Annotated in this window: 18 protein-coding genes; 8 read left to right on the top strand and 10 right to left on the bottom strand. The window is 47.7% G+C overall.

All coding sequences use genetic code 11. The features are described 5' to 3' along the window. The first annotated feature begins 75 nt into the window (after positions 1 to 75). Entirely contained in the window at positions 76 to 588 is a 513-nt protein-coding gene (locus NOM72_RS00205; RefSeq protein WP_255997274.1) for a PCYCGC motif-containing (lipo)protein, read from the top strand. A 71-nt stretch (positions 589 to 659) separates the two neighbouring features. On the opposite strand, the gene NOM72_RS00200 is transcribed toward NOM72_RS00205, so the two are convergent. Then, the gene (locus tag NOM72_RS00200) at positions 660 to 1,100 is read right to left on the bottom strand and encodes a hypothetical protein (protein ID WP_255997273.1); all 441 of its coding nucleotides are present in this window, start codon (positions 1,098 to 1,100) and stop codon (positions 660 to 662) included. 189 nt (positions 1,101 to 1,289) lie between these two features. Between NOM72_RS00200 and NOM72_RS00195 the strand changes: the two genes are divergently transcribed. Both NOM72_RS00195 and NOM72_RS00190 read left to right on the top strand, forming a co-directional pair. Continuing rightward, entirely contained in the window at positions 1,290 to 2,303 is a 1,014-nt protein-coding gene (locus NOM72_RS00195; protein ID WP_255999181.1) for a zinc-binding alcohol dehydrogenase family protein, read from the top strand. A 216-nt stretch (positions 2,304 to 2,519) separates the two neighbouring features. Next, entirely contained in the window at positions 2,520 to 4,952 is a 2,433-nt protein-coding gene (locus tag NOM72_RS00190) for a HAMP domain-containing sensor histidine kinase (protein ID WP_255997271.1), read from the top strand. Between the two features lie 61 nt (positions 4,953 to 5,013). Here NOM72_RS00190 and wrbA read toward each other — a convergent pair whose 3' ends face one another. Next, positions 5,014 to 5,616 carry an NAD(P)H:quinone oxidoreductase gene (wrbA, locus tag NOM72_RS00185; RefSeq protein WP_023469582.1) on the bottom strand — a complete coding sequence of 201 codons (603 nt, stop codon included), beginning with the start codon at positions 5,614 to 5,616 and terminating at the stop codon, positions 5,014 to 5,016. Between the two features lie 226 nt (positions 5,617 to 5,842). Here wrbA and NOM72_RS00180 point away from each other — a divergent pair, with 226 nt between their 5' ends. Beyond that, on the top strand, positions 5,843 to 7,633 hold the full coding sequence (locus NOM72_RS00180) for an LTA synthase family protein (protein ID WP_255997268.1): 1,791 nt from the start codon (positions 5,843 to 5,845) through the stop codon (positions 7,631 to 7,633). Between the two features lie 107 nt (positions 7,634 to 7,740). On the opposite strand, the gene NOM72_RS00175 is transcribed toward NOM72_RS00180, so the two are convergent. From NOM72_RS00175 to groES, 4 genes are all read right to left on the bottom strand, one after another. Continuing rightward, a complete protein-coding gene (locus tag NOM72_RS00175; RefSeq protein ID WP_203229904.1) occupies positions 7,741 to 8,643 on the bottom strand; it encodes a HEAT repeat domain-containing protein in 903 nt (300 codons plus the stop codon). A 72-nt stretch (positions 8,644 to 8,715) separates the two neighbouring features. After that, positions 8,716 to 9,336, bottom strand: coding sequence for a LysE/ArgO family amino acid transporter (locus NOM72_RS00170; RefSeq protein WP_035395728.1), 621 nt, complete (start codon positions 9,334 to 9,336; stop codon positions 8,716 to 8,718). A gap of 147 nt (positions 9,337 to 9,483) precedes the next feature. Then, positions 9,484 to 11,124, bottom strand: coding sequence for a chaperonin GroEL (gene groL / locus NOM72_RS00165; RefSeq protein ID WP_029342811.1), 1,641 nt, complete (start codon positions 11,122 to 11,124; stop codon positions 9,484 to 9,486). Positions 11,125 to 11,156: 32 nt separating this feature from the next. Then, positions 11,157 to 11,441 carry a co-chaperone GroES gene (gene groES, locus NOM72_RS00160; protein ID WP_023469587.1) on the bottom strand — a complete coding sequence of 95 codons (285 nt, stop codon included), beginning with the start codon at positions 11,439 to 11,441 and terminating at the stop codon, positions 11,157 to 11,159. Between the two features lie 220 nt (positions 11,442 to 11,661). On the opposite strand from groES, the gene NOM72_RS00155 reads away from it, so the two are divergent. Together NOM72_RS00155 and NOM72_RS00150 are read left to right on the top strand one after the other, a co-directional pair. Then, complete coding sequence (locus NOM72_RS00155) at positions 11,662 to 12,354, top strand: CPBP family intramembrane glutamic endopeptidase (protein WP_023469588.1); 693 nt, start codon at positions 11,662 to 11,664, stop codon at positions 12,352 to 12,354. A gap of 42 nt (positions 12,355 to 12,396) precedes the next feature. Next, positions 12,397 to 12,609, top strand: coding sequence for a DUF4305 domain-containing protein (locus NOM72_RS00150; RefSeq protein ID WP_230088481.1), 213 nt, complete (start codon positions 12,397 to 12,399; stop codon positions 12,607 to 12,609). A 41-nt stretch (positions 12,610 to 12,650) separates the two neighbouring features. Here NOM72_RS00150 and NOM72_RS00145 read toward each other — a convergent pair whose 3' ends face one another. The 4 genes from NOM72_RS00145 to NOM72_RS00130 form a co-directional block, all read right to left on the bottom strand. Then, on the bottom strand, positions 12,651 to 12,947 hold the full coding sequence (locus NOM72_RS00145) for a DUF2089 family protein (RefSeq protein WP_023469590.1): 297 nt from the start codon (positions 12,945 to 12,947) through the stop codon (positions 12,651 to 12,653). Between the two features lie 18 nt (positions 12,948 to 12,965). Then, entirely contained in the window at positions 12,966 to 13,253 is a 288-nt protein-coding gene (locus NOM72_RS00140; protein ID WP_023469591.1) for a hypothetical protein, read from the bottom strand. 181 nt (positions 13,254 to 13,434) lie between these two features. Continuing rightward, complete coding sequence (locus NOM72_RS00135) at positions 13,435 to 14,730, bottom strand: cation:dicarboxylate symporter family transporter (RefSeq protein WP_023469592.1); 1,296 nt, start codon at positions 14,728 to 14,730, stop codon at positions 13,435 to 13,437. A 179-nt stretch (positions 14,731 to 14,909) separates the two neighbouring features. Next, positions 14,910 to 15,968: an NAD(P)/FAD-dependent oxidoreductase gene (locus NOM72_RS00130; RefSeq protein WP_255997263.1), complete on the bottom strand. Its 1,059-nt coding sequence runs from the start codon at positions 15,966 to 15,968 to the stop codon at positions 14,910 to 14,912. Between the two features lie 184 nt (positions 15,969 to 16,152). Here NOM72_RS00130 and NOM72_RS00125 point away from each other — a divergent pair, with 184 nt between their 5' ends. Further along, the gene (locus NOM72_RS00125; RefSeq protein WP_029342815.1) at positions 16,153 to 16,944 is read left to right on the top strand and encodes an ABC transporter ATP-binding protein; all 792 of its coding nucleotides are present in this window, start codon (positions 16,153 to 16,155) and stop codon (positions 16,942 to 16,944) included. A gap of 3 nt (positions 16,945 to 16,947) precedes the next feature. Continuing rightward, positions 16,948 to 17,859 carry an iron-hydroxamate ABC transporter substrate-binding protein gene (locus NOM72_RS00120; protein ID WP_255997261.1) on the top strand — a complete coding sequence of 304 codons (912 nt, stop codon included), beginning with the start codon at positions 16,948 to 16,950 and terminating at the stop codon, positions 17,857 to 17,859. Positions 17,860 to 17,935: the final 76 nt, after the last annotated feature.

The raw sequence follows: 17,935 nt of genomic DNA, 5'->3' as shown, positions 1-17,935 counted from the left end.
CGTCAACAAATCGTCACGCCTTCTCGATACGTCTTTCCTTATAATGAAGGCAAGACGATGAAAGAGAGGCACATTATGCAAATAGGACTATATCGTTACGCCTTTCCCCTTAGTATCAGCCTGTTGCTCGCTGCATGCGGAACAGCTGATCAAACGGGTGCTCCAAAAACAGAACAGACGAATCACGGAGATCATGCGGACCATGCCAGCCACGGTGCTGGTGATCAACTCGAGAAGACCGCGGGACCAGACACGTTACCCGCTTTTCTGAACGAACAGGATGAGTCGATCCAGACGATTTACCGCTCCGTCGCTAAACATCCTGATCTCTTGAAGAAGATGCCTTGTTATTGTGGTTGCGGTGAATCTGCTGGTCATACAAGCAACTATGACTGCTTCATCGAAGAGCAGACTGCTAGTTCCACGACCTGGACGACGCACGGCATTACGTGCGGCACCTGTCTCGATATCGCAGCGCAGTCGATCGTCGCTTATCAAAAAGGTAGCTCCGTCAAAGAAATCCGGACTGCCATCGATCAAGCTTATAAGAAGACCGGTGTCACACCGACGCCAACTCCGGCACTTTAAAAAACAGTCCGCCCTCCTCGCGATGAACGTCAGGAAAGGCGGACTGCTTTTTCATGTTCTGTTTTTCTGTCTCATGTGGAGCGCTCTTGACTTCTAGCTCGCAAGACGAGCGGCCGACCCGACAACAGCTCATCCAGTTGATAGTACGTATGTGCCCGAATCGGTCGATCCGTTCGTGGTAGATGACGGAGTTCATACGCTACTTCCAGTAAGTAAAATTTGTATTCCTCCCCTTCATCAAAACCGAAGCTCGCGCGACGTTCTTCGATATACGCAAGGACACGCTCCTGTTGTGAGAACGAGAGCCGCTGGACTTGTGGGGCAAGTGCCTCGTACGGAGAGAGCACGATTTCCCGCTCCGTGCGATACAGTCGATGCATGACGCCACCACTTTGACGCAAGGCAATCAAACGCGCGGGTCGATACGGACGTGGGTGCGGATGCGCATGGACGAGGTAACGTTCAATCGTGACTTGAGTCGGTCCTGCCGGTAGAGAGATGACGTCATACATACAAAATCGCTCCTTCTCAAAAGTTGATAGCTACTCTCATATGCTACCATATCTATCCAGCATTCTTACGTTGACGACAGAAGGGGAATCGGTTTTCAAAGTTTCGCAATTGGTTTTAAGACCGAGCGGGGGTGGAACAGATGGAGAGAAACGATTCCTATCTGGAAAGGATGATTGTCGATGTCGAACATGTCCGCTGTCGGTTTCCACCGACACTTACCACTAACGGAACAAGAGAGTCTGATTGATTTAGAACTGCCACGCCCGGAAGCAACCGGACACGATTTATTGGTTGAGATCAAAGCTGTCTCCGTCAACCCGGTCGATACGAAAGTCCGTGCTCACGGGAAAGACGAAGACGCCCCGAAGGTCATCGGTTACGATGCAGCCGGAGTCGTCGTTGAAGTCGGCGATGATGCCTCCCTCTTCCAAGTCGGTGATGAAGTCTATTACGCCGGTGCGATTCAGCGCCCCGGGTCAAACAGTGACTTCCAACTCGTTGATGAACGAATCGTCGCCAAAAAGCCGGAACGGTTGACGTTCAGCGAAGCCGCTGCTCTCCCGTTGACGACGCTGACAGCTTACGAAGCATTGACCGATCGTCTCGGATTGACGTTTGATGCTAAGTCGAATCTCGAGAAGACGATTCTCATCATCGGAGCCGCTGGTGGTGTTGGTTCAATCGCGACACAACTCGCGAATCACGCTGGGCTGACCGTCATCGGAACGGCGTCACGCGACGAGACGATCGAGTGGGCTAAGGAACATGGTGCACATCATACGATCAATCACCACAAGGCATTCCGTCCTCAGCTTGAAGCCCTCGGCTACAAGTACGTCGACTATATCTTCTGTCTCAATGCGACGGACCAACATTTTGAGGCGATGGTCGATGTGATTGCACCACAAGGGAAAATCTGTAGCATCGTCGAGACGGATCAAAAACTCGATTTGAGTGCGCTCCAACAAAAGAGCGCGACGTTCGTCTGGGAGTTCATGTTCACGCGTCCGCTGTTCGCGACAGAGGACATGATCCGCCAACATGAGATTCTGACGCAAGTCGCAGCATGGATCGAAGAGCATACACTTGAGACGACGGTCACACAGACGTTAATCGGCATGAATGCCGACAATCTAAAAGAAGCACACCGTCTCGTCGAGAGCGGAAAAACGATCGGGAAGATCGTCGTCGAACATCATTAATGGGCATCGGAGCAGGATGGGAGTAAGATCCCGTTCTGCTTTTTTTGTCGTTCTAAGTTTTCTTTGTGAACCTGTATCTCTTACTTTGAAGATATTTTAAGCATTATGACTATATTTATTCGTCTAAAAAATGTACGATTACGGTAACAAATATTCCAACGTAATACATCTAATAGACGCTTGACTCACATAGACAAAGGAGCATCCATAATCCATATGCGAAAATGGTTCAATCAAAAGATCAGCCGACAGATCATGTCGTCGTTTTATCTCATTCTTATCACACTATCGATCTCTTCCCTGGCTGCTTATTTTTATACGAACCACCAAGTCACGGATGCAAAACAGGAGCTTGATGCGATCAGCTTGCGCGAAGATCGAGCGACAAAACTTTGGGACGATTGGCAGTCCCTTCAATACGAGATGCGGGGTTATATCGTCTTCGGTGACGATGCCGTGCTCGACGTGATTGATGAAAAAAAAGCCTCACTTGAACAACAGACCGCTTGGTTTGAGAAAAATCGTCTCTACAAAGCGGATCAAATCTATGCGTCTGATATCCGGTCGCTCTATAACTCGTATACGAACTTCGTCATGCCAAGCTTGATTAAATATGTTCAAGCGAAGCAGTCAGGCACGATCGACGAACGTTTCTTGCAGATGCCGAGTCTGAAGGCGATGATGCCAGAAGTGCCACGGGACCCGAACCGGAAATTCAAGATGAATGCCTCGAATAGTGAAACGATGCGTAAAAGCGTCAACACGATGGAGAGCACGTTCACGAACTACCGGAGTAGTCTTCGCGCGAAAGAACTTGGTGCAAAAGAACAACTCGTCACCCAGACGAAGTATGCTGAGTGGATTTGGCTCGTCAATTTGCTCGTCCTATTCCTTGTTATCTTGCTGATCGTCCGCCCGTTCATCGAACGGACGACGCGACAGATCCATCTTCTTAGCAAGGAGAGTAAACTTCTTGCAAGCGGTGAGCATACGTTACCGTTGATTCCACTCAACCGTGCTGACGAGATTGGTGAATTGAGTAAATCGTTCCATCAGATGGCGACAGCTTTGATCGAAAATAAACATCAATTGATGTCAACGAACGTCAATCTCGAAGATGCCTTAAAACTGACGCAACGGAACGAGTCCCACTTGCGTCTACGGAATCAATTGACGGAGACACTGGCGTCGCGCGATAGCATCAGCGCTTATCCTTCTGTCATCCAAAAGATGGTTGAGATCACGCAGTCTGATCAAGGCGCACTGATCTTTAAAGAAGGAACAAAAGTCATCGATATCGTCTTTTATCCACAGACACCGCTCACAGTCGAGGATTGGATGCCAACGATTGAGCCGTTATTGCGTGAGTCGCGACAAGATAAACGACCGCATACACAGTTCGAGGACGAAGTCGCACGCGCTGTCACACCGGTTCTTGATCCGAGTCAAAATGAGATCATCGCCTATATCTTCTTGTCCCGCGGTCAGGATCGGTTTGATCGTTACGAGCAGGAAGAACTAGCCGCCTTCGCGCGCCAGCTGGCATTGTCACTCTTGCGGATGCGGACGTTCGACGAGATTGAACGTGAGCGGGAAAAAACGGCGCGACTATTGAACTCGATTCGTGAATCGATCGTCTATATCGAACCCGAAGGCGATATTCAATTGATCAACCGACCATTGCTCGATCTGTTTGACCATCCGGTTGATGACAGTATCGATGAGAACGGACTGATGAACATCACTCCGTCTGTCGTCCAACTTAAGCATCGCGTCGACCAACTACCGGAATTCGAACGTTACTTGAAAAAGACGTTCGTTCAGCGTGAAATCGGTGAAGGAATCACCTTCTCAATCGATCACGAGCGACGCTTCATCAAGACGTATTCCGAGAGCATTCATTATGGTGGACAGTTCCGCGGGATTCTACTCGTCTTACGTGACGTGACGAACGAAGTCGAGATTGACCGGATCAAAAACGAACTCGTCTCGACGATCTCGCACGAACTGCGGACACCACTCTCGTCGATCTATGGCTTTACTGAGCTGATGATTCAGCGTGACCTGCCACCGAAGCGACAGAAGAAGTATCTCGAAGCGGTCCATTCGGAAACAGAACGTCTTTCGCTGTTGATCAATGACTTCCTCGACCTGCAACGGATGGAAGCAAACCGTCAGGAATATGAGATGGCACCGTTTGATATCGTCGCGATGATTCGGGATTTGAAACAGTTGCATAGCCTGTCGTCGTCTTCCCACGCGATTGAAATATTCCGAAACGTCGAACCGCTGATCGTCGAAGGGGATGCGAAGAAGATTCGCCAATTGTTCAGTAACCTGATCAACAATGCGATCAAATACTCACCAGCTGGTGGAACGATCGATATCCAACTGACGCGACACGCGTCACGTGTCACCGTCGCGATTCAAGATGAGGGTATCGGGATTCCTGCTTCTGCGATGAGTAACTTGTTCCAAAAATTCTATCGTGTCGACAATTCGGACACCCGTCAAATCGGCGGTACTGGTCTTGGGCTCTCAATCTGTCGCGAAATTGCGCGTGGGCATGATGGAGAAATCCATGTCGAGTCGATCGAAGGACAAGGTTCGACGTTCACAGTCGAACTTCCGTTGACGCAAAATACATGATGCATATGAAAAAGCGCCAGAATGCGAATCAGCATTCCGGCGCTTTTTGAATTAGGTAATGTTATGAGTTGAGACGGCTTGCCACTTCAACCGTCCGTTTCGCTTGATGGCGCACGGCTGGTTCGACCGATTCGACCATGTTGCCGTCTTGGTCGACAGTGACCGATGTACCATATGGATTTCCGCCCGCTGCGAACAAGACAGGATCCGAATAACCTGGTGCTGCAACGATTGCACCCCAGTGGAACATCGTCGTATAAACTGCGAGAACAGTCGCTTCCTGACCGCCATGCGGATTCTGTGCCGACGACATCGCACTGACGACTTTATTAACGAGTTTGCCTTGTGCCCACAGTCCGCCTGTCGTGTCGAGGAACTGTTGGAATTGTCCTGGGACATGACCGTAACGTGTCGGGACGCTAAAGATAATCGCATCTGCCCAGTCGAGTAGATCCGGTGTCGCTTCTTCGATATCACGTGTGGCATCCGCATGCTTTTGCCACAATGGGTTCGAAGCAATCGCTTCTGCTGGGGCTGTCTCCTTGATTTTCGCAAGGCGGACTTCTGCTCCTGCCGCTTCTCCCGCTTCTTTTGCCCATGAGGCAAGTTGATGGTTCGTTCCGGTTGCGCTGTAATAGATGACCGCTAGTTTCACGTTTGACATGACTTCGCTCCTTTTTTAAAAGACAGTGACGGACGATGGACGTACACGCTTTCTATTCCCGCTTTCTGCGCAAATTAACGTCAATTGTTTGAATTCAAGAGGAAATATAGACCAATTTTTCGACTATATCATGGAACAAGCGAACATGGCTGTCCACATCTGGGCGTTCCACCATTAAACGTTTAGGGTAAAGACCGTGTGACGACACACGTAAGGAGTACTGACCATGGCGATTCGCTACACCCTTTATCTATTACTCGGCATGCTGAAGTTCATGCTGTTTAGTTACTTTACAAAGACCGATCTTTCGCTCCATTTAACACTCATGAACCTGGCCGGGATGCTGATCCTGTCGAGCTGGACGTTACTGATTCCGTGGAATAAACGCCGCTGGGTCTGGCTCGGTCTACTGCTCGCGCACAGTTTTCTACTGGCTTCCGACATGTGGTACTATCGTTACTTCGAGGACTTTCTCTCCGTCTCGCTCCTCTCACAGATGACGCAGATGAGTGACGTCAGTAGCGGCTTCACCGCCTTGATCGTACCGCAAGACTTCCTCTTGTTCGCTGATAGTTTGATCTTTGTACTACTGCTTTTTGTTTTCCACAAACGACCGGAAGTGACGACGAAGCAAACACGACGCCGGACGGCGGGAATCCTTGCAGTCAGTGGTATCGTCTTGTCTGCTTCGCTACTGACGTACCGGACGCTAACGGAAGAGCGTCAACCGACGGCAACGATCTCCGATATGCGTGACTACTACCTGTTTGGCTTTTGGGGTTATCACGGATGGGATGTGTTTAAAGGCGTGACTGGACGACCCGGCGACGGACTGACGGCACAGGAACAACAGCGCATCAATCAAAAGGAACAGACGAATCCAACGGGTCCGAAGCAGACGCCAAATATCATTCTGGTGCAGCTCGAGTCGTTCCAGGCTTCAGTCATCGACCAGACCATCAACGGTGAAGAAGTGACGCCGAACCTGAATCAATTGAAGAAGGAATCACTCTACTTCTCGTCGTTCTACCACCAGACGCATGAAGGACGAACTTCGGACGCTGAGTTCATCACGAACACGTCACTTTATCCATTAAAATCAGGCTCTGTCTATACGCGATATCCGACGAATGAATTCGAGCCGCTCCCTGCATTACTTGAGAAAAACGGATACGATACGGCAGCGATGCATGCCTACGAAAAAGGCTTCTGGAATCGTGACGATGTCTACAAGAACATCGGTTTTAAGCACTTCTTCAGCCAAAAGGATTATTCAAAAGAGAAGAAAATCGGCATGGCACTGAACGATCAACAGTTCTTCCTCGAATCGATTGATCACATGGAGACGTTGCAAGAACCGTTCTTCTCGTTTTTAGTCGCGCTGACGAGTCATACACCGTATGAAATTGACAAGGAAGACCAGACGCTTGATCTATCTGGTTATGAGGATCCAATGCTGAAACGGTATTATCAGACCGTCCATTACGTCGATACCGGTGTCGGAAAGATGATCGACGAGTTGAAACAACGCGATCTTTGGGATCAGTCTCTCGTCATCTTTTATGGCGATCACGATAGTGGACTTGTCAATGAAGACAGCGAGATGCGCAAAAAAGCGGATATCTCGTCCCCGGTTGCTGCCTTTGAACTCGAGCGCCGCATCCCACTCTTCATCAAAAAACCCGACCAGCAAACCAGTCGGGTCATGAAAGAGAATGGCGGACAGATCGATATCGCACCAACAATCATTGATCTATTGAATCTTAAGACGTCCTATATGATGGGACAATCCCTCGTCGATGATCAACCGAATCTGACCGGCTTCCGTGATGGTTCGTTTCGCTACAAGGACTATTACTATGAAGCGGATTTGACGAAAGCATCCGGTGAAGGCACCTGCTATGACGTCTCGACAAAAAAGAAAGTTGAGCTGAAGTTCTGTCGAAATCAAGTCAAGGATGTGAGTAAGCAGTTAAAGCTGTCGGATAAGATTATTGAGGAGAATGAACTGGAGTAATCAAAGGACATCTGATTTTCTTAAAATAAACAAGCCTGACTTCTCACTAGACGTGAAGAAGGTCAGGTTTGTTTATTGATTGTTATCTCCACCTATCCTCGAGCCCATCAATAGCAAGTAAAATGGTCTTCGATCCATTGCCATTCTTCGTCAAACAAGACTTCTCTTTTTGTTTGAATGATCCAATGAAATAATTTAGGAATCGCCTGATGGGAATGCTGGTATCGATGTAAAAATCGAAGAGCGATTAGGACTTCATCTGTTTGTATTTGTCGCGTTCGCTTCAATAATATTTGTACACGTTTGATCACCGGTTCAATCGCTACTTCATCACCATGTCGCTCGATTGCGACTAACGCATACTCTCTCACATTGCTAGATCGATCTTTTAGTCCATGCAAAAATATCGAAAGATCTAACCCATTTCCAAGTTCACTTAGCGTTGCTAAAGCCGAATGTCTCACGTCTCCTCGAGAATGATCCAACAAAGGAGTCAAATAAGGAACGGCTCGCTCTGTTCCAATCGTGGCTAAAACAAAATTAGCACTCATGATATCAAAAGAGTTATTTGATGTCGTAATCAAACGAATTAGCACATCCTCTGCTATCTCATCTCGACAGGCTCGCAATGCTTGAATCGCAGCTTCTCGAACTGACGACCGAGAATCGTCTATATATTTTACGATTCGTTCTGTATCAGGAATGCATTGCTGTTTTGCTAGTTCTTCCAAAATGCTTTCGAGAAGACTCGGCTTTGTCTCTTGCTCCAGTTTTTCAAGCAGTAACATCCCTGCACGAACATCTCCCGAATTCACACCAATCGTCCCAATCATAAAATAAAGATGTTGTTTTTGTTCTGCTTGTTTCACTTTATCGAGTAAATCGTTCAATATCGGAAGCATCTTCGCGTCCCTAAATTGACGGACTCTTGCATAAGCTAAGTCGGATGGTGAGCCTTCGTTCGTATAGCACTTCAATTCTTCATGATAGAGGTATTCTTCATCAGACATCTGTTCAACTAAATATAAAATCTCATCGTCCTTCATATTTTGTAGTTGCTCCTTAACCCTTTAAATATCTATTTAACTTTGTTCTAAAGCAAACTGAATTAATTGATACGATAGCCAGAACATTAAGCATCCTATTCCAAAATCTAGTACTTTCCACGCTTTTGGTTGTTTAAACACAGGAATGAGCCATCTCGATCCATATCCTAATCCAAAAAACCAGACAAATGAGGCAATCAAAGCTCCGATCAAGAAATTGACTTTTTGATCAAATGTCAAAGTCCCAGCTATACCACCAATGATGACGACCGTATCTAAGTAGACATGTGGATTTAAAAGTGTAATCGCTAATGTGAGTAAGATCGTTTTGTGAATAGGCATGATTTTAGAATCTGTTGAAACATTCATTGTATGTGATGACGAAAATGCACTACGAAAAGATTTAAATCCATACAAGAGAAGAAACAGTCCTCCAACAATCGCAAGTCCAATATTTGCAAACGTATTATTCTTAATGACGGTACCAACTCCCAGTACGCCCGCACACATCAACAACACATCGCACAAGAAACATACTAGCGCCACCCAGAAAATATTGTTTTTAAGTAAACCTTGTTTAAGGACGAACGCATTTTGAGCGCCGATTGCGACGATGAGTGTACCCGAGGTTACTATGCCTTTTAAAATTTCATTCACTTGACGTCTCCTCTCTCGTTATCGCTATCTTTATTTTTAAATTGATGAGTACTGTTTATGTAATTCTTTCAACTATTAAGTATACTATCGCAAACAAAAAGTACCGAACCCTATTTACTAGGATTCGGTACTTTTAGATGAAATGTCTTACATCATTCCGCCCATTCCACCCATGCCGCCCATATCAGGCATTGCAGGAGCAGATCCGGCTGGTTCTGGTTTATCGGCGATGACGGCTTCCGTCGTCAAGAACATCGCTGAAACGGACGCTGCGTTTTGAAGTGCTGAACGCGTTACTTTCGCTGGATCGACGATTCCTGTCTCGATCATGTCGACATACTCGTCCGTTGCCGCATTGTAGCCCATTCCTGGCGCTTCATGCTTGAGACGCTCGACGATGACCGAACCTTCTTGACCTGCGTTTTCCGCGATTTGACGAAGCGGTGCTTCAAGTGCGCGAAGCACGATGTTGACACCTGTTGCTTCGTCACCTGTTGAGACCGACAGAATCGATTCGACGGCTTTCGTAACGTGAATGAGAGCTGTTCCCCCACCTGCTACGATACCTTCTTCGACCGCTGCGCGTGTCGCGTTAAGTGCATCTTCAATCCGGAGCTTGCGTTCTTTGAGTTCTGTCTCGGTTGCTGCCCCGACTTTGACGACTGCTACGCCGCCTGCGAGTTTCGCCAGACGCTCTTGTAATTTCTCACGATCGAAGTCACTTGTCGTCTCTTCGATTTGCGCACGGATCGTACCGACACGTGCTTCGATCGAATCCCCGTGTCCGTGACCTTCGACGATTGTCGTGTTGTCTTTTGAGACGACGACTTTCGACGCGCGACCGAGTTGCGTGATTTGTGTTTCTTTCAGATCAAGACCGAGGTCTTCTGTGATCAATTCTGCGCCTGTGACAATTGAAATGTCCTCAAGCATTGCTTTCCGGCGGTCACCAAAGCCTGGTGCTTTGACTGCTACCGCGTTGAACGTACCACGGAGTTTGTTGACGACGAGTGTCGCCAGTGCTTCGCCTTCAACGTCTTCTGCGATAATAAGGAGTGGTTTGTTTTGTTGAACGACTTGCTCGAGGACTGGAAGAATCTCTTGGATGTTCGAGATCTTTTTGTCCGTGACGAGGATGTACGGGTTCTCAAGGACCGCTTCCATCTTATCTGAATCCGTAATCATGTATGGTGACGCGTAACCACGATCGAACTGCATGCCTTCGACGACGTCGAGTTCTGTCGTGAAGCCGCGTGATTCTTCGATCGTGATGACACCATCTTGACCGACACGTTCCATCGCTTCTGCAATCAATTGACCAACTTCTTCGTCTGCTGCTGAGATTGCTGCGACTTGGGCGATTGCTTCTTTACCTTCGATTGGTTTTGCGATCGTGTGCAACTCTTCGACAGCGCGACGGACCGCTTTTTCGATTCCTTTACGGATGACCATCGGGTTTGCGCCCGCTGTAACGTTTTTAAGACCTTCACGAATCATCGCTTGTGCGAGGACTGTCGCTGTTGTCGTACCATCCCCTGCGATCTCATTCGTTTTTGAGGCAACTTCTGCAACGAGTTTTGCACCCATGTTCTCGAAATGATCTTCGAGTTCGATTTCTTTTGCGATCGTCACACCATCATTCGTGATGAGTGGTGAACCGAACTTCCGCTCGAGGACGACGTTGCGTCCTTTTGGTCCGATCGTGACTTTGACTGCATCCGCTAATGCGTCGACCCCGCGGAGCATTGCTCGACGTGCTTCTTCACTGAATAAAATCTCTTTTGCCATGACTGAAATCCCCCTTTAGATGATTGACTGAATTACTCGGCTACTGCCAAAATATCGCTTTCGCGTAAAATTAAGTATTCATTGCCGTCGACTTTGACCTCTGAACCGGCATATTGTGCATAGATGACGTGATCTCCGACACTCACTTCAAGTGGTACACGTACGCCTTGCTCTGTCACACGGCCTGTACCGACAGCGACGACTTTACCCTCTTGTGGTTTTTCTTTCGCTGACCCAGGAAGAACGATTCCTCCGAGTGTTGTTTCTTCTTTTTTAACGACTTCGATCACGATGCGATCACCAAGTGGTTTTAACATGCGAAACATCCTCCTTGAAAATGACTGTTTTTTAGCACTCACTTTAGTTGAGTGCTAACATATTTTTATCTTATACGCTTTCTCTTCTGAATTCAAGCCTGAACCTTTATCCGTTTTCCCGAAATCGACACCTTTGAATCATCGTCAATCGTGCGCCAAGACCGTTTGTTTGTTACAATCGGGACAGTACCTTCATTACAAAGGAGTTGTGTCCTGTACGATGAAAAATCCAATCAGTCTGCCTTTCGTGATGGCGGAGAAGTGGCAAAAGCGTCACGTCATTCCGATCATCATCTATCTGATCGTCCAATTGGTTCCGGGTTCGTTCCAGTATTTCCTTCCGAAAAACGTCATTGCTGACGTCGCCGGTTGGTGGCTTGCGATCGGCTTCACGGTCGCCGTCATCGTCTCCTACTACTGCCTGCGTCCCGATTGGCAGAAGTGGAAGGCAGAGGGACGTCAAACCGATCCGATGGATACGTTGAAATGGATCGGAATCGGGATCGTGCTCCTGTATGCGCTCTTGATCAGCGTCAACTTGATCGATGCCTGGATGGCAGGCGGGATCGAGAATGTCGCGAAATCGCAAAATACGGATCAGATCATCCAAGCGATCCAAGTCATCCCACTCCTTCAAGTCATGGTCGTCCTGCTCGGACCGATCATGGAAGAGTTCTTGTTCCGGCATATCCTGTTCGGGAATCTCTCCTCGAAGCTCGGTTTCTTCTTCAGCTTCATCTTGACGGGTGCCTTGTTCGGACTGATTCACCAAGACAACAAATTTTTAATCTATGTCGCGATGAGTTTTGTCTTCTCGCTCGTCTTCGTCAAGACGCGCCGGATCATTGCTCCGATCGCCATCCATGTCTTTAACAACGGAATCGTCGTACTCGCCATCTACGCGATGTCTTAATTTACGAAAGGTCGTGTTTTCATGCGTCAAAGCTCGAACTTCATGGCAGTATTCTATGCCATATTCGGTATTCTCTTCATGTTCCTCGCCTACAACAACTCGGTCGAAGCAGGAACGGTCTTTAACTTCTGGACGATCCTGCTGACGTTGTTTGCCGCGATCGACTTCTACCGTCTCTACTTGATCTTCCGCTTCCGCGCAGCAGCAAAGAAGATGATCAAGAAGGAACAGGACAAAAAGAACGACAAACAATAAAAAAACGAGATTTCCGTCAGACGGGAATCTCGTTTTTTGGTTTATTCTTTCGCTTGACCCTTGCGGTAGGAATCGATGATCGTCTTCGCCACATCGAGACTCAACCGTTCATCTAAGACCAAGTTCTTGATCATATTGACGAACTCGACATCCTCTTGCTGCACCGAATCAATCCGCTCGATCAACTGGTTCAACTTCGCCCGGACGGTCGGGTAGGATACTTGATAGGCAGTTGCCATATCCTTTAATGAACCAGAGCTCAAGACGAACTTGCGGATGAACTCGAGATGCTCCTGTTCGAGTGCCAGTACCCAAGCGGGCACGTCTTGTCGTTCCATCGTGTTCCCTCACTTCTCTTACAAATCTTGAATCTCCATTCGTTCTTTTTCACGCTTCAGTTGCTTGCGACGTGAGTTAACTCCCATCTCGGCCATTGAGATCATGAGTGATAAACAGGCAAACGTTCCCATCCGAATCACTGACTCCCGATCCGACGTGTGTGGTCCTGTTCCGAAATACCAGTAAATTCCGAGCCCGATGATGATCGCTGGAATGATGAGGCTCCAGACTCTTCCTCGCCGTGCTAAGTAAAATTGTACGATACAGACTGTGACAATACCAATGACGATTCCTACCGTTTCCATCCTATCGCCTCTCCCCTATGATTATATCAATAATATTAACTTTATAATTAATAATATTCAACATAATTTTAACTATAATCAAAAATAAGGGATTTTATTTAAAAACAATCGATTTTAATCTATTTTCAAGGACGAAAAAAAGAAGGACTGACGATTCAGTCCTTCCTTATATTTACGACAATCACGCACTGCGGACGTCGTCTTTTTTACCTTCTGTCGACATGAACGTCTCGAGTTGGTCTTCGTCAAGGACACCTTCCCACTTCGCGATGACGAGTGAAGCGAGCGTGTTTCCTGTGACGTTGACGACCGAGCGCATCATATCCATGATTCGGTCAATCCCCGCGATGAAGGCAAGTCCTTCTGCCGGGATACCGACCGTACCGAGTGTTGCGAGTAAAACGACGAATGAGACGCCAGGAACGGCAGCCATCCCTTTTGATGTCAGCATTAAGACGAAGACAAGCGTCAGCTGTGTTCCAATCGAGAGATCAATCCCGTACATCTGTGCGATGAACAAGGCTGCGAGCGCTTGATAAAGCGCAGATCCATCAAGGTTAAACGAATAACCCGTCGGTACGACGAAACTGACGATTGATTTCGGAACACCCATCTTCTCGAGTTTTTCCATGATCCGTGGCAGTACCGTCTCAGACGACGCCGTCGAATACGTCAGCAATAACTCGTCTTTGAAGATGCGTGTGAAATCAGATACCCGAATACCAACCCACTTCATGATGGCACCGAAGACGACGACCATGAAGAGAAGCGCTGTGACGTATAACGTCGCAATCAATTTAAACAATGAACCGAGCGATTCAATCCCGAACGTCGAGACCGTGACACCGATTAAAGCGAAGACACCAATCGGCGCAAATTTCATGACGATATTGACGAGATTGAACATCGCTGCTGCGACGCCTTCAAAGAAACGAACGACCGGTTGGCCCTTCTCTCCTGCAAAACCGACACCGAGTCCGAATAAGACCGAGAAGAAAATAATTGCAAGCATGTCACCGCGGACCATCGCGTCCAAGATGTTCGTCGGGACGATGTTGACGATCTTGTCGACGAGTCCTGCGTCTTGTGTCGTCTCTTCCGTTTCGACATATGTCGAAATGTCCGTTTTATCGAGTGTCGACATGTTAATACCAGCACCCGGTTCAACGAGATTGGCTGCGAACAGCCCCGTGAAGATGGCGATCATCGTCACGATCGTGAAGTAACCGAGCGTTTTGACGCCAAGACGTCCGAGACTTTTCGGACTACCGACTGATGAGACACCGAGGACGATCGTCGTGAAGACAATCGGAACGACAATCATTTTCATCATCCGGATAAAGATGTCACCGATTGGCTTGAGCCACTCCGCGACATGGGGATTCCCATAAAATACACCACCGACTGTGATCCCGAGAATCAAGCCGATTAAAATTTGCCAGGCAAGACCAATTGGCTTACGTTTCGTAGTTGTCATACTCTTCCTCCTTATACATCCGTCTTACTTGTATCCTACATGTAGTGGAACATAAGTAGAATTTTGTCCTAAATACAGTACGTTGTCAAATCATTCTGTTATAGTACAAAACTAGATTCTGTATAAAAAAACGTCCAAAATCCGCTTGTTTCCAAGCATTTTGGACGTTTGAACATTATTCAAGATTGTTGATTGACGCGTTCCTCAATCAACGCACGATTGCGTTTTTTAAAGACTTCGTTATGTGACGAGACCATCGCCACTTTTGGCGCTTCCGGCTCAATGAAGCGTTTTGCCCGGTTGACGGCATTCGCCGCATCTTGAAAGGCACCTGAGATCAAATGGACCTTCCCGTCGTGTGAAAGAATATCTCCGGCAGCATATAGTCCCGGTACACTCGACTCGCTCGCTGCGTTACCCGCGATATAGAAGTCATCGACCCGTTCGATATCGAGATCACAGGCGTCAAGCAGTGCCGCGTCCTGCTCGTAGCCGTGATTGATGATGACTTCATCAATTGGAATCTCAACGATTTCCTCTGTTTGACAGTCGATCAATTCGACTGATGCGATCCGTTGATGATCAGGACTTGCGATCAGCTTGTGAATCGTCGTGTTGAGGAGACAAACAGCCGAACTTTTAACGAGCTGGTCGACTTGCGCCTCGTGCCCCGAGAAACAATCCCGGCGATACGTGACGTAGACTTTTTTCGCGACCGGTTCGAGCTCGTTCGCCCAGTCGATCGCAGAGTTCCCACCACCTGAGACGATGACGGTCTTTCCTTTAAAGCGTTCAATCGATTTGACCGTATAGTTCAAGTTCGACACTTCAAAGCGTTCCGCACCTTCGACTTTTAATTTTTGAGGATTGAGGATGCCGCCGCCGACCGCGACGATGACCGTCTTCGAATAATGGATCCGACCCGATTCTGCTTCTAAGACGAAGTTGCCGAAGACGTCTTTTGCGATCGAGATGATCTTTTCATTCAATTGAACAGTCGGTTGGAACGTCAGTCCTTGTTCGACGAGTTGAGCCATGAGTTTTTCACCAGTGATCGGTGGCTGTCCGCCGACGTCCCAGATCATCTTTTCCGGATAGACGTGCAATTTTCCTCCGAGTTCTGCTTGATACTCGATCAATTTCGTCTTCATGCCCCGAAGACCACTATAGAACGTCGAATATAACCCTGCAGGTCCTCCGCCGATGATCGTTACGTCGAACAACTCCTGTTCCCTCATCTCACTCACTCCTCATCTTTGATTACGATTGATTATCATTCTCACTCCCTCATGATAACGTGAACATCTCTTGAACACAAGAAAAAATGTTGACAGCGTTTTTACAGGACTGGTATGGTTAATGAGACGATAGTGATAATCATTATCATTGAAAACGGAGAGAACAACGAAGGAGTCGTCGCGTATGGTACGTCTAGCAACAGAAGAAATCAATATCGGCTACGGTGATCGTCCCATCGTCAAAGACTTGTCCGTCCAAATTCCCGATCGACAAATCACGACGATCATTGGGGCGAACGGATGTGGCAAATCGACTTTATTGAAAGCGATGACACGGATCATTCCTCATCAATCAGGACGTGCATTGCTCGATGGTCTCGATATCGCCAAGGAAAGCACGAAGCTACTTGCCCGGAAAATGGCTATTCTGCCACAAACTCCAGAGAGCGCAAGTGGTCTGACGGTCGCAGAGCTCGTCTCATACGGTCGTTTCCCGTACCAAAAAGGATTCGGACGCTTGACGAAACACGATTACGAGATCATCGATTGGGCACTCGAAGCAACGGATACGATGGCATTCAAACACCGTCCGGTCGATGCGCTGTCGGGTGGTCAACGTCAACGGGTCTGGATTGCAATGGCACTCGCCCAAGAGACGGATATCATCTTCCTCGATGAACCGACGACTTATCTTGATCTCGCCCACCAACTCGAGGTGCTCGAACTGCTCGAGCATCTCAACCGGACCGAAGGACGGACGATCGTCATGGTCCTGCATGATTTGAATCAAGCGGCACGGTTCGCCGACTATATCATCGCCATGAAAAACGGCGAAGTCGTCAAAGCCGGGACGTGTGAGGAAGTCATCGCAAAAAACGTCTTGCAAGAAGTATTCCATATCGATGCTGAAATCGGACGCGATCCGCGGACGAACAAGCCGATGTGTATCACCTACAACTTAATCAAGGGAGATTGAATCATGAAGAAACTACTTTTACCGGTTCTACTCATTCTCACGCTCGTCATCGCAGCGTGTGGCAATACGGAGAAAAAAGATGACGCAGCGTCTGGGTCGAAAAACGAGACGATTACGTACAAATCGGAGAACGGTGACGTCAAAGTTCCGGCTAATCCAAAACGTGTCGTTGTTCTCGCTGGTTTTGCCGGCAACGTCATGGCACTCGACGTACCTGTCGTTGGTGTCGATTCGTGGTCAAAAGCGAATCCGAAGTTCGACAAGCTCAAAGATGTCACGGAAGTATCGGAAGAGAACGTTGAAAAAATCATCGAACTCGAACCAGACTTGATCATCGGCTACTCAACAACGAAAAACCTTGATAAAATCAAAAAGATTGCTCCGACGGTCACGTACACATACGGAAAAGTCGACTACTTGACGCAACATATCGAAATCGGTAAATTGCTCAACAAAGAGCAAGAAGCACGCGACTGGGTCAAAGACTTTAAAACACGCGCTGCTGCTGCCGGTAAAGACATCAAAGCAAAAATCGGTGAAGATGCTACCGTTTCTGTCATCGAAAGCTTCGATAAACAACTCTACGTCTTCGGCGATAACTGGGGTCGTGGAACAGAGATTCTCTATCAGGAAATGAAATTGAAAATGCCAGATAAAGTCACGAAGATGGCATTAAAAGACGGATACTACGCGTTGTCACCAGAAGTCCTTCCTGAATACGCAGGCGACTACCTCATCTTCAGTAAGAGTGCGGAAGCGGACAACTCATTTACGAAAACGGATACGTTCAAGAACATTCCAGCCGTCAAAAATGATCGTGTCTTCGAAGTCGATTCGAAGGAGTTCTACTTCAACGATCCGCTCACACTCGAACGTCAACTCGAGTTCTTCAAGAAAAGTTTCCTTGGCGCATAATGAATAAGGGAGGGAACCTGCGGGATCCCTCCCTTTTTTTTGCGGCTCACTCACTGAATCAGAAATGGAGGCGACA

This window comes from Exiguobacterium sp. LL15 (genome assembly GCF_024436095.1).
Classification (GTDB): Bacteria; Bacillota; Bacilli; order Exiguobacteriales; family Exiguobacteriaceae; genus Exiguobacterium_A; species Exiguobacterium_A indicum.
Note: the sequence above shows the minus strand (reverse complement) of the source record. Positions and strands in the feature narration are given on the sequence as shown.